Source organism: Pseudomonas canadensis (assembly GCF_000503215.1).
Lineage (GTDB): Bacteria > Pseudomonadota > Gammaproteobacteria > Pseudomonadales > Pseudomonadaceae > Aquipseudomonas > Aquipseudomonas canadensis.
This window is the reverse complement of the sequence record NZ_AYTD01000013.1, coordinates 730593-752036: the sequence shown is the minus strand read 5'-3', so window position 1 is coordinate 752036 and position 21444 is coordinate 730593. Positions and strand designations below refer to the sequence as shown.

The following is a 21444-nucleotide window of genomic DNA, read 5'->3' as shown; positions in this document are numbered from 1 at the left end:
TAGCCAAGGGGCCACATGTCTCGGATGAATATGAGATAGCCGGTATTCGCGAGTACGTTACTCGCGAGGATGCTTCGCCGAAGCTTTCAATGATGGTTCCAAACAGAAACAATGCAACAGATGCTCGTGCAGAATGGATGTCGGTGACAAGGGCTCACAAAGTACTTGCCACTGCAACGGGAAACCCGCGATGGCTTTCCGAATTGACACACTGGATGCGTTACTACCAAGTAGGCATTTGGCAGTTGTTTTTTTGGGCGGAGCAGTTTGACGTTTTGGCTAAAGCCGTAGGTAATGACAGACGCCAACAAAACTACAGCATCCAAACCGCTGCCAACATGATGGCAGCCATGGCGATTCTGGGCTGGAAGGAAGCTGTCATCCACCAAGGCTATTTGACCCATGCGGCGCTCAACCGTGGTCATCAACTGGTCATCGAGTATGAAGAGGAGCATCGCCGCGCCCAAGCCTTTATGCTGCGTGTGTTTGCCGATTGGGTGGGCGATGTCTCGCATCAATGGCCTGCTTATGCTTACGACGAACCCATCTACGAAGCCTTGTTGGCCAAGTGGCGCACTCCCAGCCCCGACGACCTGATGCCCTGCCTGTTGGCCGCGTGTGACCGCCACACTTGGCAAACCGGCAAAGAGAGCCAGAAGAATTCCTACGACTTCAATCAGGATTGGCACTTGGAGCGCGTGCCCGTGGAAATTCTCTATATCTTGCGCCTGCGCCAGTGGGAAGGTTTAGCCAATCCGCAGAAGATTGATCATCCGCTGCTGGCCGCGCCCTTTGATCAATTGCCGCCCGAGCAGCCAGTGCCTGAGTTGGACGAGTTGATGCAAGGTGTACTCAACCGTGCCAGAGAAGACTGGCCAAATTACGATGACGTGCTGTCTTTGCCAGCGCTGAAAGGTTGAATACGAGAAAGGGACAGATTTATTTGTTATTCATTTGCTATGGCTGAATAGAAAATAAATCTGTCCCATTTTTTTATTCCCAATTGGAAGACCGGTTCGCTTGTAAATGATGGGGTGTTGGGCGAGCAACTGGCCCTTCAAACCCTCAATGGAAAAACCGGCCTCAATTTCAAGCCATTGCAGAACGGTAGCAACCACGGCTGTGATGGCTGCGCGGTGGCGATCAATGGCGATACGATTACCGTGGTAGTGATGGATGCGAAGTCTTCGGTGAATGGCGTGAGTAAGGCCGGTACGCCGCATGGGGACCCGAGGACGCGGTTGGAGGGGTGGCTGGGTAATAAATCAATTGCCGACTCTGATCCTGCCTTGCGTGATGCTTTGCAAGCGGCGTTGGATTCAGGAAAAGCCAAGGTTCAAGGTGTAACAGTCAAAGTCGGTGTTCCCGCCCCCGGTAAAACAGGTGTAGCAGAATTTAAGGTGGAACCATGGACCAAGAAGTAATTCAGTGCGAGCGCTCGGGCGTAAACCCAAAATGGCCCTCCTACAAAAGTGTCCTGGTGCGCATAGCCAAGGGACCACACGTCTCAGATGAATACGAGTTGAACGGCATCCGTGAATATGTTGAGCGCGGTGATGCATTTGCGAAGCCATCAATGCCTGTACCGAATAGTGACAACGTTACGCGTAGTAGCTCTGAATGGATGGCCGTTACACGAGCCCACAAGGTATTGGCAACCGCACAAGATAATCCGCAATGGCTTCTGGAATTGGCCCATTGGCTGCGCTATTACCAAGTAGGCATTTGGCAGTTGTTCTTCTGGGCGGGCCAGTTCGACATTATTGCCAAAGCGGCAGGCAATGATCGACGGCGCCAGAACTACAGCATCCAAACCGCCACTAATATGATGGCCGCTATGGCGATGTTAGGCTGGAAGGATGCCGTCATCCATCAGGGCTATCTCACCCATGCGGCTCTCAACCGTGGGCATCAATTAGTGATTGAGTACGAGGAGCAACACCGCCGCGCCCAAGCCTTTATGCTGCGTGTGTTTGCCGATTGGGTGGGCGATGTCTCGCATCAATGGCCTGCTTATGCTTACGACGAACCCATCTACGAAGCCTTGTTGGCCAAGTGGCGCACTCCCAGCCCCGACGACCTGATGCCCTGCCTGTTGGCCGCGTGTGACCGCCACACTTGGCAAACCGGCAAAGAGAGCCAGAAGAATTCCTACGACTTCAATCAGGATTGGCACTTGGAGCGTGTGCCGGTGGAAATTCTCTATATCCTGCGCCTGCGTCAGTGGGAAGGTTTAGCCAATCCGCAGAAGATTGATCATCCGCTGCTGGCCGCGCCCTTTGATCAATTGCCGCCCGAGCAGCCAGTGCCTGAGTTGGACGAGTTGATGCAAGGTGTGCTCAACCGTGCCAGAGAAGACTGGCCAAATTACGATGACGTGCTGTCTTTGCCAGCGCTGAAAGGTTGAATACGAGAAAGGGGACAGATTTATTTGTTATTCATTTGCTAGGCTGAATGGAAAATAAATCTGTCCCCTTTTTTGATGTAATAGGACATTGTCTGAATCCTTGAGTAAGACTGACCCAAATAGAACTTGTGAAGGTTGCGCGGTAGCTGACAGAGGGCGCCTCCTTTTCCTACAGGTCATTGCTTTGCCCCGCTTTGACAAGCCACCCCAACCCGACTAACTTTCCTGGCGTGACGCATTCATGCGACCCACGCTATGCAGCTAACCTATTTTCTGCGCCACATTTCGTCGTGGCCCCAGTGCGCCTAACAGCTAGCAAGTGACTGTTAATCATTGGGTCGATTCGAGTCCAGGTCGTGGAGGCAGATAGCGACATAAAAAAGGGCCGTACAAATAAACCCTCAAACGATGCCATGCACACCTATGTTGCAATATTGCCCTTTGAAATACAGCAATGGCCGCGTCGCAACAGCTTCTTTGGATAAATCCAGCGCTTTCACTTCACCAATCACGATCAGGTGATCACCCGCGACGTGCTCGGCGTGGATTTCACAATCCAGCCAATGCAGGCTGCCGGCAATGACCGGATTACCCAGCGGCGATTCCTGCCATTCGATGCCGTGCCATTTATCCGTGCCTCGACGGGCGAACTGGTTGGAAATCCTGACCTGCTCAACTGACAGGATATTCACCGCGAATCGACCTGCCTGGCGAATCTTGGGATAGCTGGCCGAGTTGGACATGACGCTGAATGACACCAGCGGCGGGCTCATCGACACGCTATAGAATGACTGGCAAGTAAAGCCAATCGGCTCATCATCCACATGGGATGTAATCACTGTGATACCGGATGCGTAGTGCCCGAGCGCTTCGCGAAAGCACAATGGCTCGATAGCGGTATTGGAGAGTGACATAGTGAATCCTGAATAGTGGGTGCTGTATGAAAGCGCGAAGGCCCGAAGTGGCGTGGCATTTTAAAATCTGCCATGCGCTCTTTCTGGCCTTCGCCCGGCACTAGTTCGAGAGCTCTCTTCGAACGATTTCCGCGCCTGCACTCAGTGCATTCAGCTTGCCTCTGGCTACCTGGCGAGGCAGCGGGGCCATGCCACAGTTGGTGCAAGGGTAGAGCTTGTCGGCGTCTACAAATTGAAGCGCTTTGCGTAGGGTGTTGGCGACTTCTTCGGGCGTTTCAATGGCGTGGTTGGCCACATCAATGGCCCCTACCATGACTTTTTTGCCGCGAATGAGTTCGATCAAATCCATGGGGACATGCGAGTTGTGACATTCCAACGAGATGATATCGATGCTGGATTTTTGCAGCTTTGGAAAGGCTTCTTCGTACTGTCGCCACTCTGAACCCAGCGTCTTCTTCCAATCGGTATTGGCCTTGATGCCATAGCCATAGCAAATATGCACCGCCGTTTCACATTTGAGGCCTTCAATGGCCCTTTCCAGGGTGGCAACGCCCCAATCATTCACCTCGTCAAAGAAGACGTTAAAGGCCGGCTCGTCAAACTGGATAATGTCGACACCCGCCGCCTCCAGTTCCCTGGCTTCCTGATTGAGAATCTTGGCAAATTCCCACGCCAGCTTTTCGCGACTTTTATAGTGGTTGTCATACAGCGTGTCGATCATCGTCATGGGCCCTGGCAGCGCCCACTTTATCGGCTGCCTGGTTTGTTGGCGCAAGAACTTGGCGTCCTCAACAAACACAGGCTTTTGGCGAGACACTGCGCCCACGACCGTGGGGACGCTTGCATCATAGCGATCACGAATCCGGACGGTTTCACGTTTCTCAAAGTCAACGCCGTCCAGGTGTTCAATGAAGGTCGTGACGAAGTGTTGGCGTGTTTGTTCGCCATCGCTGACGATGTCAATGCCGGCGTTTTGTTGTTCTTGCAACGACAAACGCAAAGCATCGTGTTTGCCTTCAACCAGTGCCTCGTCTTGCAGTTTCCAGGGTGACCAAAGCGTTTCAGGTTGGGCAAGCCAAACGGGTTTAGGCAGGCTGCCAGCAGTTGAAGTGGGTAGTAATTTTTTCACGATGGGTGACCTTGTATTCTGATAAGTCAAAGCGCGCAATGAGCGGACCACTGCTCAAGAACAGCGTGGTAGGGTTTGATGAAGTTCTCTTCGACAAACTTTCCTTGCTCGATAGCCAGCCGGCTACGTTCTTCGCGGTCATAAACAATCAGGGTTAATGAATAGTCCTGATGCTTCAAACTGGGTTGGTAGGATTGTCCGGCTGCCGAATTGGCGTTGTAGATTTCAGGCCGGTAAATCTTTTGGAACGTGTCCATGGTGCTAATGGTACTGATCAGCTCAAGAGGTGTGTAATCACTGAGCAAATCGCCGGAAAAATAAAATGCCAATGGCGCAACGCTGTTGGATGGCATGAAGTAGCGAACCTTCAACCCCATCTTCTTGAAATATTCATCCGTTAACGAGTATTCATCCTGCTGGTATTCAATGCCCAAGACAGGATGTTGGTTCTCGGTCCGGTGGTAGGTTTTGGTGTTTGAAACGCTCAGGCAGATAACCGGCAGTTTATTGAAGTTTTCCTTGTAGGCGTCTGAGTTGACGAAGCATTTGAATAGCTTTCCGTGCAGCTCGCCAAAGTTCTCCGGCGTGCTGAATTGTGGCTGATCTTTGTTGTGCCCCAACAACACCACACTAAAGTCATAATCACGCACGTAAGAGGAGAAGTTATTGCCTACAATGCCTTCAATACGCTCGTTGGTCGTGTGATCAATAATGTTCGATTTCAATATTTCAATCAGGGGGATGGCGTTGGTACTGCTGTCCGCATCGATAGCCATCTCAACGGAAATGATTTCAAGTTCGACGGTGTAACGATCACCTTTGGGGTTGTCCCAATGCGCCAGGGTATTAAAGCGGTTGTCAATCATCCTCAACGTATTGCGCAGGTTCTCTTGACGACTTTTGCCTCTCGCCAAATTGGCGAAGTTGGTCGTGATGCGCGTGTTTTCGGACGGTTGATAGTTTTCGTCGAAACGAATTCGCTTAATGCTGAACGTGAATGCTTTGCTCATTACCCTGGCACCCTGATGTCTGAGATAAACCTGAAAGAACGTCTCATCTGGTTTTCACTCAGAGGTCTTTACAGTGTCTTTAATTAACAAACATTCTAGGCTGGGCGATTGCTTGAGTGAAAATGAATTGATTTCACTGAATCGTTAGCCCTTCTCATGACGGGTCAGCGGACAAAGAAAAGCCTGCAGCGATGCAGGCTTTAACCAGATCTATGCCGAGTTCGCCACCCTGGCCGACGGCCCGACGCGCCAGTTGCCGTTCAAGCGGGGCATCGTCGGTGGCGTGGGCCCGCAGCTACCGCATTTCCTCAGGCCCCCGTGCACCGGATAAAATTTTTTTGTGGGTGCCGCTTGAAAATTTATCGCCTGAACCTATTTAGGTTTTACGCGATGCCGAATCCGGGTCGCGTACCAAATCACTTGGAGAAACCTCAGGAGATTTTGCAATGGCTACTACTCTTTCGTTGGCCCCACTGTTCCGCCATTCTGTCGGCTTTGACCGTTTCAACGACCTTTTCGAATCGGCGCTTCGCAGCGAGGCCGGTACCACCTATCCACCCCACAACGTCGAAAAGCATGGCGATGACCACTACCGAATCGTCATCGCAGCAGCAGGCCTGGTGGAAGATGACCTGGAAATCCAGGTGGAAAAGGGCGTGTTGACGGTCGCCGGCGGCAAACGTGAACACAACGAGGGCATCACCTACCTGCACCAAGGCATCGCCCAGCGCGCGTTCCGTCTGTCGTTCCGCCTGGTCGACCACATCGAGGTGCAAGGCGCGCAGCTTTCCAATGGTTTACTGAGCATCGACTTGCTCAGGGTAGTACCGGAGGAAGCCAAGCCTAAACGCATTGCGATTGGTGGCGCTGCCAAGGCTGATGTGAAATCCATTGGCGAGCAGTGAGTTGAAATGAATAAAGGCGCTCTAAGGAGCGCCTTTATTCGTAAGACCCTCGCTAACGCGCAGGCAATACGGGTTGAATCAAGAGGTGGCGCAACTGGTACAGGCGTGCTGCAATTTCTCGCGGCTGTTGTTCCAGGGAGCGATCATGAAACGCCATTTCGAAGATTTGCAGCTCGGCAGTATCGAACTCTTCTGCCTCGCCGCCGAAGCCAGCAGCTTCACCGCCGCCGCGCAGGTGGCGGGTGTCACCCCGGCTGCCGTGAGCCGCAGCATCTCGCGCCTGGAAGAGCGCCTGGGTTCACGCCTGTTTGTGCGCACCACCCGCAGCATCCGTCTCACCGACAGCGGCCGGACGTTCTTCGAGCAATGCCGCCAGGCCCTGACCCAACTGGTGGAAGCCCAGCAGGAAGTGATGGGCGCACAGGCCGTGCCGTCGGGCCTGCTGCGCATCAGCATTCCTACCACCTATGCCCATCACCGCTTGTTGCCGCTGCTGCCGAAGTTTCGTGCGCTGTACCCACAAGTCACGGTGGATATCCACATCAGTAACCGCAATATCGACTTTGTCGCCGAAGGGTATGACCTGGCCATTCGCGTGCGCGCCCAGCCGGACTCGTCGCTGATTGCCCGCCTGTTGGAAGACGGCGAATTGGTGGTAGTGGCGTCACCGTCCTACCTGAAGCGCGCCGGCATCCCACAGACGTTGGAAGATTTGCCCGCCCATGAATGCATCCAGTACGAACTGCCGAGCAGTGGCCGGCGCATCTCATGGTTATTCCAGGTGGATGGTAAACCTCAGGAATATGCGGGGGAGGCGGGGTACAGTTGCTCCGACGATGTACTTGGCGGCGTGACCCTGGCCAAGCATGGCGCGGGGTTGTTCCAGACCTACAAGTTCATTGTCGAGCAGGAGTTGGCCACTGGCAGCCTGGTGGAGGTGTTGCAACCGTTTGGCGGGCGCTCGCGGCCGTTTACCTTGTTGTATCCCCATGGGCGCTATGTGCCGCATCGGGTGCGGGCGTTTGTGGATTTCCTGATGCAGTGTCGGGACGAATGGGCGGCGCCGTAGAGGCGGCGATATCCCAGGTCAACAGCAGTTGGCTGATCGCTGCGTCGATGGTTGCATGGGGCACATTGTCCCGCGCCAGGATCGAAATGCCCTGCAGGAAGCTGTCAAACACCGTCGCCATCACGGTCGGGTTGAGCGTTTTCGGCAACTGGCCCAGGCGCATCGCCCGCTCCACACACGCCACAATCCCCGCACTGGTGCGTCGTCGCGACTGCGTCAACCCACCCGCCACCCGCGCATTCTCCGGGCTCGGTGCGCTCATCACCCCCAGCGCTACCATGCAGCCCTTGGGGTGGCCGTCTTCGCACTGCATGCGTGCCGACTGGCGCAGCGCTGTTTCAACCGCCTTGCGCGGTAACAGGCTTTCGTCCCACAGGCATTCGGTGACCTGGGCGTAGGTTGCCAGATAACGCTGCACGCATTCATCGAACAACGCCTCTTTGGAGCCGAACGCCGCATAAAAACTCGGCGCGGAAATACCGCCACCCAAGCCGGCCTTGAGCTGGGCGAGGGAGGTGGCGTCGTAGCCGTGCTGCCAGAACAGGTGCAACGCCTGGTCTACGGCGTGTTCGCGGTCGAAAGTGCGGGGGCGGCCCATCTGTGCCATGTCTGGTCTCCGGTGGATAGCGAGATAAATACTAGTCGATACATAAGTCGTTGACAACGCGCGACGCTCGCCTGCAACATCTATATCGATCAGTATCTAAGTCCCGCTAAAGGAGTTTCCCGTGACCCCCTCACTTACGTTACCGGCGTCATCCGACCGTTTGCCCATCGGTGCTTTGCTTGCCCTGGCCATGACCGGCTTCATCTGCATCGTCACCGAAACGCTACCGGCGGGCCTGTTGCCGTTGATCAGCGAGGGGCTGGCGATTTCGCCGTCGATGGCCGGGCAGATGGTCACGGCCTATGCCTTGGGCTCGGTGCTGGCGGTGATTCCCATGACCATCGCCACCCGTGGGTGGCGGCGGCGCAATGTGTTGTTGCTGACCATCGTCGGCTTTTTGCTGTTCAACTCCATCACCGCGTTGTCGTCTCACTACGGCATTACCCTGGTGGCGCGGTTCTTTGCCGGTGTGGCGGCAGGGCTGGCCTGGAGCCTGCTGGCCGGTTACGCCCGGCGCATGGTTGCGCCGCACCAACAGGGCAGGGCACTGGCACTGGCGATGGTCGGTACGCCGATTGCTTTGTCGTTGGGTGTGCCGTTGGGTACGTGGCTGGGTGGACTGGTGGGCTGGCGCACGACCTTTGGCTTGATGTCGGCGGTGAGCCTGGTGCTGATTGCGTGGGTGTTGGTGAAAGTCCCGGACTACGCGCCTCAACCCGCACATCAACGCCTGTCCTTGGGCAAGGTGTTGACCACACCGGGCGTACGGCCGGTGCTGGCGGTGGTGATCAGCTGGATGCTGGCGCACAACATGCTCTACACCTACATTGCGCCGTTCGTGCTGCCTGCCGGTTTGACCGACCGAGTTGACTTGGTGCTGTTGGCGTTCGGGGTCGCCGCGTTGGCAGGGATCTGGCTTACGGCCAAATTGGTTGAGCCGCTGCTGCGTAAAACCGTGCTGGTGAGTTTGGTGACCTTTGCGGCGATAAGCCTGGTGTTCGGCTTCCTGGGGAATGTACCTGAGGTGATCTACGTCGGCGTGGCGGTGTGGGGCCTGAGTTTCGGCGGCGCCGCGACTTTGCTGCAGACCGCCTTGGCCGATGCAGCGGGGGACGGCGCGGACGTGGCCCTGTCGCTGAATGTGGTGGCGTGGAACAGCGCGATTGCCGGCAGCGGTGTGGTCGGCGGGGTGTTGCTGGACACCTGGGGCGTGGCGTCGTTTCCGTGGGCAATGCTGGTGTTGATCGGAGTGGCGCTGGTGATCGCGTGGGCGGCGCGCGAGCATGGCTTCAAGCCCGGGCAACGGGCGGGTGCGGCAGTCGTGGCACATTAAACCCTCGGTTGGGCGCCATAAGGTGTAGGCTGGGTCTCAATTCATCGGATATTAGCCCTTCATGTCCACGCTAAGCGAAGAGAGCCGCCAGATCGTAGCTTCTCTGGCGCACCGTGTTGGTCCCACCGCTGATATTGCAGGCATCGCCGACGCGATCATTTCGATATTGCAGGACATGGACGCAGCACTCACGCCCATCATCGGGCAGCAAGGCTGTGTCGCACTGTTGCGCCGCAGCCTGCACCTCAGTGCCTCGTCCCATGCCCGCTTGGCCGGTACTTACGAGCATTTGCAGGCAACGCCCGACCGTGACGGCCTCAAGGTCGTATTGCTTGAGCAAAGTGAAGCCGATGCGCTGTTTTTCGGTGAGGTGCTGCTGACCACCTTCTACACCTTGCTCACCACGCTGATCGGACCCTCGCTGACCGCCCGTTTATTGCGCGACGTGTGGGCACCTTCTTTGAGCGACACCCCTTCGCAGGAAAATTCGCCATGAGCACCAAAGTAACTATCAACCGCCTGGCTACCGGCGTGCCAGGTCTGGACGAGGTGCTGGGCGGAGGTTTGCCGGAGTTTTCGTTCAACCTGATCGCCGGCCCGCCCGGCTGTGGCAAGACCACCCTGGCGCATCAGATGATGTTTGCCCTGGCGACACCCGAACGTCCCGCGCTGTTTTTCACGGTGCTGGGCGAGCCGCCGCTGAAGATGCTGCGTTATCAGCAGCAGTTCGACTTTTTCGACGACGAAGCGATCAACCAGTCGATCCGCTACATCAACTTGGCCGACGACACCCTGGCCGGAGACTTGGATGAAGTGCTGCGGCGCATTGTCAGCGAAGTGGAGGCGCACTCGCCGTCGCTGGTGTTTGTCGATTCCTTCCGCTCGGTGGTGATGGCCAGCCAGACCCAGCACAACCCCAATAACAACCTGCCGCAGTTCGTTCAACAACTGGGCATGTTGATGACCACCTGGCAGGCGACCACATTCCTGATTGGCGAGTATTTCACCGAGACCGACACCAACCCGATTTTCACCGTGGCCGATGGGCTGATCTGGATGCGCCAGAGCGTTGAACGCAATTCGATGGTGCGCAAGCTGGAAATCATGAAAATGCGCGGCCAACCGACTTTGCCGGGGCTGCACACCTTCCGTATCGCCAGTTCCGGCATCAAGGTTTTTGCGCCGGCCGCGCTGAACCCGGTCGATAAACCGATGACATTGCCTGTGCAACGCCTGAAAATGGGCGTGCCACGCCTTGACGAGATGCTCGGCGGCGGATTGCCACGAGGTTATTCACTGCTGGTTGCAGGGCCTTCGGGGTCGGGTAAAAGCGTTTTGGCGGCGACTTTCCTGGCCGAGGGCGCGCGCAGTGGCGAAACCGGGGTTATCGCGGTGTTTGAGCAACGCCCCAACCACTCGCAAAACGCGGTGCTGGCCGATTTGATCGCAAGCGGGAAGGTCGGTTTGGTAGACAGTCGGGCGCCTGACCTGTCGATTGACGAAATTGTTCACTTGCTCCTCAGCGAAATCACCCGCTTGAGTGCCACGCGGGTGGTCATCGATTCGCTGTCGGGCTTTGAGCTGGCCCTCGCGCCGACGTTCCGCGCGGACTTCCGTGAGTCGTTGTCACGCATGGTCACCGCGTTGACCCGCGCCGGCGTCAGCGTGTTGATGACCTCGGAACTGGAAGACCGCTACACCGATCTGCGCTTCAGTCCCTACGGCACGGCGTTCCTGACCGATGCGATCATCGTGCAGCGCTACATCGAAGTACGCAGCCGATTGTTGCGCATCATGGCCGTGGTCAAGGTGCGCGCCAGTGCTCACTGCGATGAGTTGCGCCAATACCACATCAATGACGATGGCCTGCAGATCGGCGAGATGCTGCCTGATCAGGAGGGGCTGCTGGGTGGTCGCCCGACTACCCGGCGCACAGGGAGTGACAATGTTTGAGCTGACGTATGAATAACGGCGCCGGAGAAGACGAGCGCAGGGTCGCCAATGCGGCCCACGAACTCTTCCTGCTCGGTCGCAAAACCGTTAAAGCCCGCGCCGTGTTGGCTGCGCTGCAGGACCAGTTGAGCGACGCGAACAATCGTCTGGAGGACGCTCAGCACGTCGAACAACTGATCGAAGCCAATCAGCAGTTGGTGCTGGCAATACTCCTTGCGCAATCCGATGCGACTGCGGCGCCTCAGGCCGAAGAGCAGCAGCTGTTCCAGGAACTGCGCGAAGCGAATGCGCAGTTGGTAATCGCCGCGCTCAGCGCTCAGGACCTTCAGGGCACCGCCGAACGTGCGCTGGGCCAGCAGAAAAGTATCCTGGCGATGGTGGCCCATGAACTGCGCAACCCGCTGACACCCATCAGCATGATCGCCGAGCGCATGGTCAGGTTGCCCAGCGACCAACTGCCGCGCATGCGTGAGTTGATCGAAGGCCAGGTTCAGCATATATCCCAGCTGGTCGACGACCTGCTGGATGTGTCGCGCGCCAGCACCGGCAAGCTGCGCATCCACTGCCGTGAGGTGGACATGCTGCGCATCCTCAATGCTGCTGTCGATACCTGTAGTCCAGTGATGATCGCGCGTAACCAGCAATTTGATGTGGCGCTTCCCGACGCTAGCCTGCTGATGAACGGCGACCCGGTGAGGCTTGCGCAGATACTGCACAACTTGCTGGGTAACGCAGCCAAGTACACCCAAGCGGGTGGCAAAATCTCGATGGTTGTCACCGTCGAGGCCGAGCAGCTGAGGATCAGCATTTGTGACAACGGCATCGGTGTGACCGCCAAGGCTTTGCCGTTCATTTTTGATCCTTACGTGCAAGACGCACACGCTATCGGTTTCAACAGTGCTGGCCTGGGTATTGGCTTGACCGTCGTGCGCGAACTGGTGGAAGCCCACGGCGGCACGGTGACGGGCGTGAGTGAGGGCCACGGCAAGGGCAGCGAGTTTGTGGTGATGCTGCCGCTATTGGCATAACGGGGCGAGCGCGCGGCACCAAATTGGCTTATGAGGGTCCATAAGCTCCGCCCGATCGCCTGAGGTCGTGCGTCTGTCGGCTCAGCGCCTCGGAGCCTGTCGTCCGTTTCACCCTCACCATAAGATCTAACGCATGTACCTACGCAACATTGCAGTCGGGCTGTCGGCCCTTGTTTTGCTTTGCGCCGCTGTCGACGCTCGCAGCCTGGCCAATCCCTATTCCCCCGCGCAGCAACGCAGTTCGTTTGAAGGTTGCGCGCAACTTTTCCCCGCCACCACGCCGATCAAAACCGCCACCGTCCCGGCATCGATGAAGCCTCTGGCGCTGTGCTCCGACACCTTTGCGGTGCTGTACTCGCAAACCAGCAAGACGCCGCTGGTGGTGGTCGAACGTCTGAACGCCGCGCAGTTGAAAGACGCCAAAGGCGAGGAACGCACCAACCAGTTCTACCCCGACCCACGCATTCCCAAGGCGGGGCGCGCGGAGTTGAGTGACTACCGCAGCCAGCATCCGGCGGTGGACCGCGGCCACCAGGCTCCGGCCGCTGATGCGCCTGACGCCCACGCCATGGCCCAGTCGTTCGCGCTGTCGAACATGGTGCCGCAAGACCCGACCAACAACCGCAAGATCTGGAGCAAGGTCGAGGCCGACGTGCGCAAGTTCGCCAAGCGTGCTGGCGGCGATGTGTATGTGTTCACCGGCCCGTTGTTCGATGCTGGCTACGGCACCATCGGGGACAACAAGGTCTGGGTGCCGACGCGCCTGTTCAAGCTGGTGTACGACGCCTCCAGCAAACGTGCCTGGGCGTATGTGCTGCCCAATGCCGAGACGCGCATTCAAAAACCGATGGATTACGAGACGTTTGTGAAGAGCACCGGGCTCAGGTTGTTGGGGGATCTTCCGGTGTCGGGGTCGGTGGGGCGGACCTGACCAAGCCTCTTTTTCCAATGGCATATAGATTTTTTGTGGTGAGCGGGCTTGTCCCGCGCTGGGCTGCGAAGCGGCCCTAAATTCTGGCGACTCGGTTTAACTGACGATGCTCGGTGTTTTTAATGGGGCCGCTTCGCAGCCCAGCGCGGGGCAAGCCCGCTCACCACAATGTCTTGGGTTGGGGTTTATACTCGCGCCCATTCAAACCTACCGAGATACCCCATGAGCACCTCCGTTCCTCTCGCTCCCGCGCGCAAGCCCGTTGCGCCGTTGGTGGCCTTTATCCTCCTGGTGCTGGGCGCCTTGTTCCTGCAAAACAGCGTCGGCTCGCACCAGGTGCTGTTACTGGTGGTTGGCGCGGCACTGGGCTTGACCCTCTACCACGCCGCCTTTGGGTTTACCTCGGCCTGGCGCGTGTTCATCAATGATCGCCGTGGCGCCGGTTTGCGTGCGCAGATGGTGATGCTGGCGATCGCGGTGCTGTTGTTCTTCCCGGCGTTGGGGGCGGGCAGTTTGTTCGGGCAGCCGGTGGTCGGGCTGGTGGCGCCGGCCGGGGTGTCGGTGGTGTTTGGGGCGTTCATCTTTGGCATCGGCATGCAGTTGGGCGGCGGGTGTGCGTCGGGCACGCTGTTCACTGTGGGCGGCGGCAATGCGCGCATGCTGGTGACGTTGTTCTTCTTTATCTGTGGTTCGCTGATCGCCACGCACCACGTGGACTGGTGGTTTGCGCTGCCGGCCTTCCCGGCGGTGTCCATCGTCAAGAGCTTCGGCGTGGTGCCGGCGATGGGCCTGAGCCTGGCGGTGTTCGCGATCATTGCGCGGGTGACCGTGCGCCTGGAAAAGCGCCGTCATGGTCAATTGGAGGAGGGCGTGAAAAGCGATCACCAAGGCCTGCGCCGCTTCCTGCGCGGACCGTGGCCATTGGTGTGGGGCGCCATCGGCCTGGCTTTCCTCAACTACGCCACCCTCGCATTGGCGGGGCGGCCTTGGGGCATTACCTCAGCGTTTGCGCTGTGGGGCGCCAAGGTCGCCAGTGGCTTGGGTGTGGACGTAGCCAGCTGGGCGTTCTGGCAGATGCCGGGCAACGCCAAGGCCCTGGCTGCACCGGTGTGGGAAGACATCACCAGCGTGATGGATATCGGCATCGTCCTCGGCGCGTTGTTGGCCGCCGGCCTGGCCGGGCGTTTCGCCCCCAGCCTGAAGATTCCGGCGCGCTCACTGGTGGCTGCGGTGATCGGCGGCCTGCTGCTCGGCTACGGTTCGCGCCTGGCGTACGGCTGTAACATCGGCGCGTACTTCAGCGGCATCGCCTCGGGCAGCCTGCATGGCTGGGTATGGCTGGTGGCGGCGTTCATTGGCAACAGCGTGGGTGTGCGTCTGCGACCGTTTTTCTTTGCGGGTGAGCGGCCGCAGGTGGCATTGAGCGGTTGCTGAATCAGCTTTCCGGGGCACTGTCTGGCGCCTGAGCCGCTTCAGCCGCCAGCTTTTCGCGGTCCGCCTTGCTGATGTATTTATCCTTTTTCTTCGGCGCCAATTTCGCGTTGGCCTTCCTGGCTTTTTCCTTGAAGAGCTGCTGGAGTTTTTTCTGGCGGTTCATGTGGTTCTACCCGGGTTATTCAGGCTCGGGATGATACCAGCTTCGCTCACTGGGTCGCTTTTTAGCGCCGATCTGTGCATTGAATCGCCTGTCCTTTCGCCAATAATCGGGTGCTCCACCGCACAACGGAAGACACCAGATGAGCCTCCACACCCGCACTAAACGCCTGACCGTCCCACAATTGGTTGCCATGAAAGGGCAGCAGAAAATCGTCTCTCTGACGGCTTACTCCAGTGCCATCGCCAAGCTGATCGATCCGTTGGTCGATTTCATCCTGATCGGCGATTCCACGGCCATGGTCGGTTATGGCCGGCCTTCGACCTTGAGCATGCAGCTTGAAGAAATCATCGGCCACACCCGCGCCGTGGTCGACAGCACGCGCCTGGCGTGTGTCATTGCCGACATGCCGTTTGGCAGTTATCAGGAATCCAACGAGCAGGCCTTTCGCAATTGCGCCCAGGTGCTGGCGCGCACGGGCTGCGATGCCGTGAAGCTGGAGGCCAACCAGGCCTTGGCCGGCACTGTCGAATTCCTGGTGGCGCGGGGTATTCCGGTGATGGCCCATATAGGACTGATGCCGCAATTCGTCAACGTGATGGGCGGCTTCAAGGCCCAGGGCCTCACCGCTGAAGCCGGCGCGCGGATTGCCGAGGACGCACGGGCCAATCTGCAGGCGGGGGCGTTCAGCCTGTTGCTCGAAGGCGTGGCTGAAGGCGTAGCCCGTCAGATCACTCTCGACTCGAAAATGCCGACTATCGGCATCGGCGCATCACCGGCCTGCGACGGCCAAGTGCTGGTCACTGAAGATGTGCTGGGCCTGGGCGGTGAACACCTGCCGCGCTTCGTCAAACAGTACGCGGATGTGGGGGCAGTGATCCGCGACGCCTGCGAGCGGTTTGCCGAAGACGTTCGCCACGGCCGCTTCCCAGAGGCACGGCACTGCTACGGGCTCTGACGAACCGCGCGCGACAACTGCTCCACGGCCTGGGCGATATCCTTGCTCCAATCGAGGGTGAAGCTCAGGCGCAGGTGCTGTTTCCAGCTGCCTTGCTGGCTGAACAGTTCACCGGGGGCGATGACGATGCGCTCGGCCAGCAAGCGTTCGAGCACCTGGCGCATGTCGACCGGGTGCGTCGCCGCAAGCCAGAAGCACGCGCCGCCTTGCGCAGTCATGACCTCAAAGGCGCCCTGGGCGTATTCGTCCAGCAGGTTTTTCATGCGGATCATGCACTCGTGCAGCAAGGCCCGCAGCTTGTGCAGGTGCGCGTCGATGCGTTTGGAGGTGTAGAGCTTGGCGATCGCTTTCTGACGGATCGGTGAGAGGCGAAACGCCCGCTCCAGGAACAAACGCTGCAAATGCGGCCCACATCCCCGGCACAGCACATAACCATAGGGGGCTTCCGAGCCGATCACCTTGTCGAAGGTCGAGAACACCAGCAGCTTCTGTGGGTCGGCAAAGTCGCGATAGCGCGCCGGTTGGGGCGCGAAATACAAGTCGCCGTACGTATCGTTTTCGAACAACCAGATAGCCCGCTCCGCCAGCCACCGGCAGACCTGCTGCTTATCCTCGGCGGGCATGCGGCTGCCGTGGGGAATGTTCACAGTGGATGACAGCACTGCCAGGCGGACGGGCGTATGTTCGAGCAGTTCATTCAAGGCCAGCAGGTCGAAACGACCGTCGTCGTCCAGGTTCAGTTCGATCACCCGGATGTTCGCCGCCTGCAACTGGCGCAGGATCGCCCACGAACACGGCGACTCTACTAGCGCCACGCTGCCTGCCAGGTCCAGGGCGTTGAGCGCCAGCTCCAACACACTGTGCAGGTCCGCACCGATATACACCTGATCGGCCTGCCAGTAGTTGCCCGTGGAACAGGTGTAGCGTTCAGCCAATGCCGCGCGCAACTCGGGCTCGCCGAAGGGCAGGTACTGCGGTGTCAGGGCGCGCGGGTAGTGGCGGGCCAGTTCGCGCTCGATCATCAGCAGCGGGTTTTCCAGCGACAGCAGGATGGCCGGGACGTCGGCGCTCAGGGCCAGCATGCCCGGTTGGCGGGAGTTGGCGAAGACCTGGTCGAGCAGGTTGGATGAGCGTTCAGTCGATAAAGGCGCGGGTATCAACCGCGTGAAATAACCGAGCTTGGGCCGGGCGTAGATCCGTCCCTCATCCTCCAGCAACGAATAGGCGTATTTGGTGGTCGACACCGACACGCCGAGGCGCTGCGCCAATTGGCGCAGGGACGGTAGTTTTTGCTCGCTTTGCACGGGGCCGGCCTCGATCAACTCGACGAGGTAGCGGTACACCGCTTGATAGGCGAAGGCGGTGTCCTTGGGGTTAGCCATGCGTACTCAAGAGCCGACGGCCGTGTGCGCGTCAGCGCTCTGCGGCTTATGCATGACAAACGTTGCCTTTACCCGTCTGGAGACCAGCATGTAAGGCACCCATATGAACAAGGCAATCAATGTCCGTGCCAGCTCTTTTGTCGTGTTGGCGTCGAAGATGGGTTCATCTACAAACACTAATGAGCACACCCAGGCATCGAGCGGAATGAACACCGCCGAAGCAATCACCGTCGCGATATAGACCTTGGGAAATAGATAGTGCTCGGTGATGAAGAGGTAAATGAGGTACGCGTAGGTAGCGACAAACAACACATTAATCAGCGCTTCCGACACCAGAATCGGCGCCCACAACGGGTTGTACAACTCAGTCCCAGGCGTCGACAGCAGGGTAAAGGAGCCATCCGCAAAAATAGGGTAATGCACCGCAAGCAGGCTATAGGCCGTGCGGGAAATCGAGATGACCAGGCCTATCACAATGAGCACGAGCCAGCCTCGTAACCCTCTCAACTCTTGGCTTTCTTGCATGTTGCGCTCCATGGGTGATTCAGTTGATCAATGGCTGAACGATTGCTGCAAAAACGCAGTCATCAGTCCTACCACCTGTTGTTGGATCTCTGCCCTTGGCCGAGCCCCTTCTCCATCCCGGCAAATCATGCCATCGCCCGGCGAACTTTCTTCAATCAGCTCCATGCCGCCCGGCTTGCAGATCGACATGAACGTGAAGTGAGTGGCGTCGCCGATCTCCACGTACTGGGTCGAGGCTTTGGGCAGGCGCTTGATCAGCGCGGCGGACTCCAGGTTAGGGTCCATATCTTCCGTGGGCACGCCACCCGCGATCACCAGCGCCGGTACGGAAAGTGCGGCCAGACTGGCGTCGGTGAAGCCGGGCGCGAGGCCCAGGTCCAGGGACACAATGGCGGTGACGCGTTTGTCGCTCAAGTCAGCGGCCAACTGTGCTTTGCCTTCGGGTGTGCCGGCGGGGTTCATTTCGTGGTAACCCATGCAGCCGCCGAGCTTCGGGTGTGCGGCGCAGGCTTGGGTGAACAGATCGGGATCGAAACGCGCGCTGGCAATCTCAAGCACGGTCCAACCGCCGAGGGAGTGGCCGACGGCGGCAATCCGGTTTTTCGCCACTGCGCCAAATTGCTTGGGCTGGGCCAGGACTGCGTCGATAGCGCGACTCAGGTCGGCCGGGCGTTTCCATAATTGAGCGGCGGCCTGCGGGCTGCGATCTTTGGTGGTGGTGCCAGGGTGGTTGACTGCCGCTACGATGTATCCTTTGTGCGCCAAGGCACTGGCCAACCACACCTGTTTGCCCCAATTACCGCCGTAGCCGTGGGAGAGCACGACCAAAGGATGCTCACCGGCAGCCGGTGGTGCATCTGTCACAGCGAGGGCGCCGATGAACACCCCGTTGTCGGCGATCAGCTGGGGTTTTGCGCTGGTTGCAGCAGCGGGATACCAGACCACCATTTCCAGCGGGCGGCTGGTCTGCGCGTCGGGCAGGGTGGTGGTCTTGAAGCCGACAGGGCTTTCGGCCGCGAGGGCGGACGTGGTCAGGCAAAACACAAGCAGGGCGCGCAAGGCGGTTTTCATTGTTGTTATCTTCCTTGATTTTGGTCGCGCATCATTACCTGAAACCGATCGTCTGGGTACCCCCCCTTTACCCTTGGTATTTGCCAACCCAACCCCATAACTTGCCTGTATCCATTGCGCGGAAGAACCGACCATGACCAACCCAACCGAAACCGCCATCCTCGCCGGCGGCTGCTTCTGGGGCATGCAAGACCTGTTGCGTCGCTACCCCGGCGTGCTGCACACCCGCGTCGGCTACACCGGCGGCGATGTGCCGAATGCCACCTACCGCAACCATGGCAACCATGCGGAGGCGATCGAGATCGTGTTTGACCCGGCGGTAATCAGTTATCGGCAGATTCTGGAGTTCTTCTTCCAGATCCATGACCCGAGCACGCCTAACCGGCAGGGGAATGATTTGGGGCCGAGCTATCGGTCGGCGATTTATTACCTGAGTGAGCAGCAGCGTGACATTGCCGAAGACACGGCTGCGGATGTGGATGCATCGAAGTTATGGCCAGGGCGGGTGGTGACGGAGATTGAGCCGGCGGGGCCGTTTTGGGAGGCAGAGCCGGAGCATCAGGATTACCTGGAGCGGATTCCCAACGGGTATACCTGCCACTTTATTCGGCCGAACTGGAAGTTGCCGAAGCGGGGTTAAGGCGACGCATCGGCAGAAAATTAAAAGGGGGGCGAATCAATCCGCCCCCTTCACCGTTAGCCAGCACAACTCTGCTTGTCGATTTCGAATCGCCCAACCTCTTTTACGTTTTTACTGCCAAAAATGTAAATGAAGGTGCCGCCCAGTGTGAGGATTGACGAGTCTTTTGGCATCTGCGCGGCGCAAACTGCCTGGGTGATGTCTGAGAGTGTTGCGTCCAGGTCAAAGCTATCAGGCTGGGTGTCGTAATTGACCAACGTGTAATAGAACCTTATCGCGTGGCTGTTGGCCGCTTCCGCCCGGTCGAACCTTATGTCCTCGTTGACCATTCGATTACGAGCCGTCGTTCGCGCGGTCAGGATGATCAGGTCGCTGAGGTAGCTGGGTTTGCTGGGCTCGGGTGTCTCTTCGAAGGCCTGTTTTATCAGCACGCCGGCCAAACCTGCAAACAGCAATCCCCACGCCGAATACCAAAACACCTTCTTGGTTTTTTCTGTTGCCACGTCATCGTTTCCTTGTGTCCCAGGGCAGCACTATCGGCTGTTCCCTGGCTAAATCCATGGGGTAATAGAGCCCATGTTGACACAACACCGATGAATCGAGAAAACACCAAACCATCGTCAGGGCGTCAGGATTTGCCGTACGCCATGTACTCATTCTGCAACACGATGTGGTCCGCTACATACTTCGCGTCGTGCCACACCCCGTAGATAAACGATGACGCGCGGTTGACCAGATTCGGCAGGCCTAAAAAGTAAATCCCGCTTTGCGCCGAGATCCCGCGCTTGTGGAACGGCTCGCCTTTCTCATCGAATGCATCGACCTTCAACCAGCTGAAATCGAACGTGAAGCCAGTGGCCCAGAGGATTGTGGTCACGCCCGCTTCTGCCAGGTCCAGGCTCAACACTGGGTTCACCAAACACTCAGGATCTGGCAACAACTCCCAGGCCTGCGGTTCCGGGGGAAACGGCAACCCGTTCGCTTCGATATAGGCATCTGCATCGCGCAGCACATCAAAGTAGGCGCGATCCCCTTGAGCCACGTTCTCGGCCAAGCCGGGTTGGAAGGTCATGACACCGTCTTTCCAATCCTCGGTGACGCCCACCAAGTGAATCCCTTGGTGCGCCAGGCGGCGGAAGTCGACGGTCTTGCCGCCTTCGTAACCGCTGACCGCAAAGGCGACGTGCTTCTTCTTCGGCTGGATTTTGACTTCATCCCACAGGCCCAATGCACCCAGCCACCAGCAGTAGTCACGGCCGCGATAGGCGCGGGGAGGGCGGTAGTGTTCGCCCACCGAGAGGTACACGGTCTTGCCGGCCTTTTGCAGTTCTTCGGCGATTTGCGAGCCGGAGGCGCCAGCGCCGACGACCAGCACGGCGCCCTCGGGGAGTTGGCCGGGGTTCTTGTAGGTGCAAGAGTGCAGTTGATGCAGCGGCGCGGTGCTCGGGACGATGTTCGGGATGGAAGGGCGCTGGAACGGGCCGGTGGCGGCGACCACATTGGCGGCTTCGATCACGCCGGTCGATGTGGTCACCTTGAAGCCCGGTCGTCCCACATGACGCTCTACCTGCTGCACCTCGACGCCAGTACGCACGGGGGCCTGCAATTTGTCCACGTAGGCTTCGAAGTAGTCGGCCATACGCTCTTTGGGGGGGAAGGCTTCCGGCGAAATGCCTTCGAATGTGAGGCCGGGAAACCGGTCATGCCAGGCCGGCCCGTTAGCGACCAGGGAGTCCCAGCGCTCTGAACGCCAGCGTTCGGCGATGCGGTGGCGTTCCAGCACGATATGCGGCACGCCCATCAGCGACAGGTGTTCACTCATGGCGACGCCGGCCTGGCCTGCGCCGACGACCAGGGTGTTGATGGTTTCTACTGACATGGTCGGTTCCCGAGGATAGGTTAACTATTTGTGGTGAGCGGGCTTGCCCCGTGCTGGGGCGCGTAGCGGCCCTGATCAAGTCATGGCGTTCTTTCAGGCAAACCTCGCT

23 protein-coding genes are annotated in these 21444 nt (G+C 58.4%); 13 read left to right on the top strand and 10 right to left on the bottom strand.

Annotated features, from left to right (window positions below):
- The first annotated feature begins 245 nt into the window (after positions 1 to 245).
- The 3 genes from U367_RS0112430 to U367_RS0112420 all read left to right on the top strand — a co-directional run bounded on the left by U367_RS0112430 (position 246) and on the right by U367_RS0112420 (position 2407).
- Positions 246 to 920: a hypothetical protein gene (locus U367_RS0112430; protein ID WP_028617218.1), complete on the top strand. Its 675-nt coding sequence runs from the start codon at positions 246 to 248 to the stop codon at positions 918 to 920.
- A gap of 114 nt (positions 921 to 1034) precedes the next feature.
- Entirely contained in the window at positions 1035 to 1424 is a 390-nt protein-coding gene (locus U367_RS0112425) for a hypothetical protein (protein WP_236639977.1), read from the top strand.
- Between the two features lie 308 nt (positions 1425 to 1732).
- Positions 1733 to 2407: a hypothetical protein gene (locus U367_RS0112420; protein WP_032864257.1), complete on the top strand. Its 675-nt coding sequence runs from the start codon at positions 1733 to 1735 to the stop codon at positions 2405 to 2407.
- 401 nt (positions 2408 to 2808) lie between these two features.
- Here U367_RS0112420 and U367_RS0112415 read toward each other — a convergent pair whose 3' ends face one another.
- The 3 genes from U367_RS0112415 to U367_RS0112405 form a co-directional block, all read right to left on the bottom strand.
- Complete coding sequence (locus tag U367_RS0112415; protein ID WP_028617215.1) at positions 2809 to 3321, bottom strand: flavin reductase family protein; 513 nt, start codon at positions 3319 to 3321, stop codon at positions 2809 to 2811.
- Between the two features lie 100 nt (positions 3322 to 3421).
- Entirely contained in the window at positions 3422 to 4450 is a 1029-nt protein-coding gene (locus U367_RS0112410; protein ID WP_028617214.1) for a methionine synthase, read from the bottom strand.
- A 26-nt stretch (positions 4451 to 4476) separates the two neighbouring features.
- Positions 4477 to 5460: a DUF1852 domain-containing protein gene (locus U367_RS0112405; protein WP_028617213.1), complete on the bottom strand. Its 984-nt coding sequence runs from the start codon at positions 5458 to 5460 to the stop codon at positions 4477 to 4479.
- 446 nt (positions 5461 to 5906) lie between these two features.
- Here U367_RS0112405 and U367_RS0112400 point away from each other — a divergent pair, with 446 nt between their 5' ends.
- Both U367_RS0112400 and U367_RS0112395 read left to right on the top strand, forming a co-directional pair.
- The gene (locus tag U367_RS0112400) at positions 5907 to 6365 is read left to right on the top strand and encodes an Hsp20 family protein (protein WP_028617212.1); all 459 of its coding nucleotides are present in this window, start codon (positions 5907 to 5909) and stop codon (positions 6363 to 6365) included.
- A 145-nt stretch (positions 6366 to 6510) separates the two neighbouring features.
- Positions 6511 to 7434 carry a LysR family transcriptional regulator gene (locus U367_RS0112395; protein WP_028617211.1) on the top strand — a complete coding sequence of 308 codons (924 nt, stop codon included), beginning with the start codon at positions 6511 to 6513 and terminating at the stop codon, positions 7432 to 7434.
- Here U367_RS0112395 and U367_RS0112390 read toward each other — a convergent pair.
- Entirely contained in the window at positions 7337 to 8041 is a 705-nt protein-coding gene (locus U367_RS0112390) for a TetR/AcrR family transcriptional regulator (protein WP_028617210.1), read from the bottom strand. The two genes, U367_RS0112395 and U367_RS0112390, sit on opposite strands and share 98 nt — an antisense overlap.
- Before the next feature lie 121 nt (positions 8042 to 8162).
- Here U367_RS0112390 and U367_RS0112385 point away from each other — a divergent pair, with 121 nt between their 5' ends.
- From U367_RS0112385 to U367_RS0112360, 6 genes are all read left to right on the top strand, one after another.
- Positions 8163 to 9374 carry an MFS transporter gene (locus U367_RS0112385; RefSeq protein ID WP_028617209.1) on the top strand — a complete coding sequence of 404 codons (1212 nt, stop codon included), beginning with the start codon at positions 8163 to 8165 and terminating at the stop codon, positions 9372 to 9374.
- A gap of 61 nt (positions 9375 to 9435) precedes the next feature.
- Positions 9436 to 9870 carry a hypothetical protein gene (locus tag U367_RS0112380; RefSeq protein ID WP_028617208.1) on the top strand — a complete coding sequence of 145 codons (435 nt, stop codon included), beginning with the start codon at positions 9436 to 9438 and terminating at the stop codon, positions 9868 to 9870.
- The gene (locus U367_RS0112375; RefSeq protein ID WP_028617207.1) at positions 9867 to 11327 is read left to right on the top strand and encodes an ATPase domain-containing protein; all 1461 of its coding nucleotides are present in this window, start codon (positions 9867 to 9869) and stop codon (positions 11325 to 11327) included. The genes U367_RS0112380 and U367_RS0112375 overlap by 4 nt, the downstream gene beginning before the upstream one ends.
- A gap of 8 nt (positions 11328 to 11335) precedes the next feature.
- Positions 11336 to 12355 carry a sensor histidine kinase gene (locus U367_RS0112370; RefSeq protein ID WP_028617206.1) on the top strand — a complete coding sequence of 340 codons (1020 nt, stop codon included), beginning with the start codon at positions 11336 to 11338 and terminating at the stop codon, positions 12353 to 12355.
- Between the two features lie 133 nt (positions 12356 to 12488).
- Complete coding sequence (locus U367_RS0112365; protein WP_028617205.1) at positions 12489 to 13286, top strand: DNA/RNA non-specific endonuclease; 798 nt, start codon at positions 12489 to 12491, stop codon at positions 13284 to 13286.
- A 222-nt stretch (positions 13287 to 13508) separates the two neighbouring features.
- Positions 13509 to 14720, top strand: a complete 1212-nt coding sequence (locus U367_RS0112360; RefSeq protein ID WP_028617204.1) for a YeeE/YedE family protein — start codon at positions 13509 to 13511, stop codon at positions 14718 to 14720.
- 1 nt (position 14721) lies between these two features.
- On the opposite strand, the gene U367_RS1000000130870 is transcribed toward U367_RS0112360, so the two are convergent.
- Positions 14722 to 14883, bottom strand: coding sequence for a DUF2986 domain-containing protein (locus U367_RS1000000130870; RefSeq protein ID WP_068932091.1), 162 nt, complete (start codon positions 14881 to 14883; stop codon positions 14722 to 14724).
- A gap of 139 nt (positions 14884 to 15022) precedes the next feature.
- Between U367_RS1000000130870 and panB the strand changes: the two genes are divergently transcribed.
- On the top strand, positions 15023 to 15838 hold the full coding sequence (gene panB, locus U367_RS0112350) for a 3-methyl-2-oxobutanoate hydroxymethyltransferase (protein WP_028617203.1): 816 nt from the start codon (positions 15023 to 15025) through the stop codon (positions 15836 to 15838).
- Here panB and U367_RS0112345 read toward each other — a convergent pair.
- From U367_RS0112345 to U367_RS0112335, 3 genes are read right to left on the bottom strand one after another with little or no spacing between them, the layout of a single operon-like run.
- Positions 15826 to 17220, bottom strand: a complete 1395-nt coding sequence (locus U367_RS0112345) for an aminotransferase-like domain-containing protein (protein WP_028617202.1) — start codon at positions 17218 to 17220, stop codon at positions 15826 to 15828. The two genes, panB and U367_RS0112345, sit on opposite strands and share 13 nt — an antisense overlap.
- A 6-nt stretch (positions 17221 to 17226) precedes the next feature.
- Positions 17227 to 17745 (bottom strand): DUF2569 domain-containing protein, encoded by a 519-nt coding sequence (locus U367_RS0112340; protein WP_028617201.1) that lies wholly within the window; start codon positions 17743 to 17745, stop codon positions 17227 to 17229.
- 27 nt (positions 17746 to 17772) lie between these two features.
- Positions 17773 to 18816, bottom strand: coding sequence for an alpha/beta hydrolase family protein (locus tag U367_RS0112335; RefSeq protein ID WP_028617200.1), 1044 nt, complete (start codon positions 18814 to 18816; stop codon positions 17773 to 17775).
- Positions 18817 to 18949: 133 nt separating this feature from the next.
- Here U367_RS0112335 and msrA point away from each other — a divergent pair, with 133 nt between their 5' ends.
- Positions 18950 to 19456, top strand: coding sequence for a peptide-methionine (S)-S-oxide reductase MsrA (gene msrA / locus U367_RS0112330; RefSeq protein WP_028617199.1), 507 nt, complete (start codon positions 18950 to 18952; stop codon positions 19454 to 19456).
- 56 nt (positions 19457 to 19512) lie between these two features.
- On the opposite strand, the gene U367_RS0112325 is transcribed toward msrA, so the two are convergent.
- Together U367_RS0112325 and U367_RS0112320 are read right to left on the bottom strand one after the other, a co-directional pair.
- A complete protein-coding gene (locus U367_RS0112325) occupies positions 19513 to 19959 on the bottom strand; it encodes a hypothetical protein (protein ID WP_028617198.1) in 447 nt (148 codons plus the stop codon).
- Positions 19960 to 20084: 125 nt separating this feature from the next.
- Complete coding sequence (locus U367_RS0112320) at positions 20085 to 21335, bottom strand: flavin-containing monooxygenase (protein WP_028617197.1); 1251 nt, start codon at positions 21333 to 21335, stop codon at positions 20085 to 20087.
- Positions 21336 to 21444: the final 109 nt, after the last annotated feature.

Bases quoted from the DNA above. Each gene is read 5' to 3' on its own strand.
- U367_RS0112415 (WP_028617215.1), bottom strand. From the start codon at position 3,321: ATGTCACTCTCCAATACCGCTATCGAGCCATTGTGCTTTCGCGAAGCG.
- U367_RS0112405 (WP_028617213.1), bottom strand. From the start codon at position 5,460: ATGAGCAAAGCATTCACGTTCAGCATTAAGCGAATTCGTTTCGACGAA.
- U367_RS0112400 (WP_028617212.1), top strand. From the start codon at position 5,907: ATGGCTACTACTCTTTCGTTGGCCCCACTGTTCCGCCATTCTGTCGGC.
- U367_RS0112395 (WP_028617211.1), top strand. From the start codon at position 6,511: ATGAAACGCCATTTCGAAGATTTGCAGCTCGGCAGTATCGAACTCTTC.
- U367_RS0112390 (WP_028617210.1), bottom strand. From the start codon at position 8,041: ATGGCACAGATGGGCCGCCCCCGCACTTTCGACCGCGAACACGCCGTA.
- U367_RS0112380 (WP_028617208.1), top strand. From the start codon at position 9,436: ATGTCCACGCTAAGCGAAGAGAGCCGCCAGATCGTAGCTTCTCTGGCG.
- U367_RS0112375 (WP_028617207.1), top strand. From the start codon at position 9,867: ATGAGCACCAAAGTAACTATCAACCGCCTGGCTACCGGCGTGCCAGGT.
- U367_RS0112370 (WP_028617206.1), top strand. From the start codon at position 11,336: ATGAATAACGGCGCCGGAGAAGACGAGCGCAGGGTCGCCAATGCGGCC.
- U367_RS0112365 (WP_028617205.1), top strand. From the start codon at position 12,489: ATGTACCTACGCAACATTGCAGTCGGGCTGTCGGCCCTTGTTTTGCTT.
- U367_RS0112360 (WP_028617204.1), top strand. From the start codon at position 13,509: ATGAGCACCTCCGTTCCTCTCGCTCCCGCGCGCAAGCCCGTTGCGCCG.
- U367_RS1000000130870 (WP_068932091.1), bottom strand. From the start codon at position 14,883: ATGAACCGCCAGAAAAAACTCCAGCAGCTCTTCAAGGAAAAAGCCAGG.
- panB (WP_028617203.1), top strand. From the start codon at position 15,023: ATGAGCCTCCACACCCGCACTAAACGCCTGACCGTCCCACAATTGGTT.
- U367_RS0112345 (WP_028617202.1), bottom strand. From the start codon at position 17,220: ATGGCTAACCCCAAGGACACCGCCTTCGCCTATCAAGCGGTGTACCGC.
- U367_RS0112340 (WP_028617201.1), bottom strand. From the start codon at position 17,745: ATGCAAGAAAGCCAAGAGTTGAGAGGGTTACGAGGCTGGCTCGTGCTC.
- U367_RS0112335 (WP_028617200.1), bottom strand. From the start codon at position 18,816: ATGAAAACCGCCTTGCGCGCCCTGCTTGTGTTTTGCCTGACCACGTCC.
- msrA (WP_028617199.1), top strand. From the start codon at position 18,950: ATGACCAACCCAACCGAAACCGCCATCCTCGCCGGCGGCTGCTTCTGG.
- U367_RS0112320 (WP_028617197.1), bottom strand. From the start codon at position 21,335: ATGTCAGTAGAAACCATCAACACCCTGGTCGTCGGCGCAGGCCAGGCC.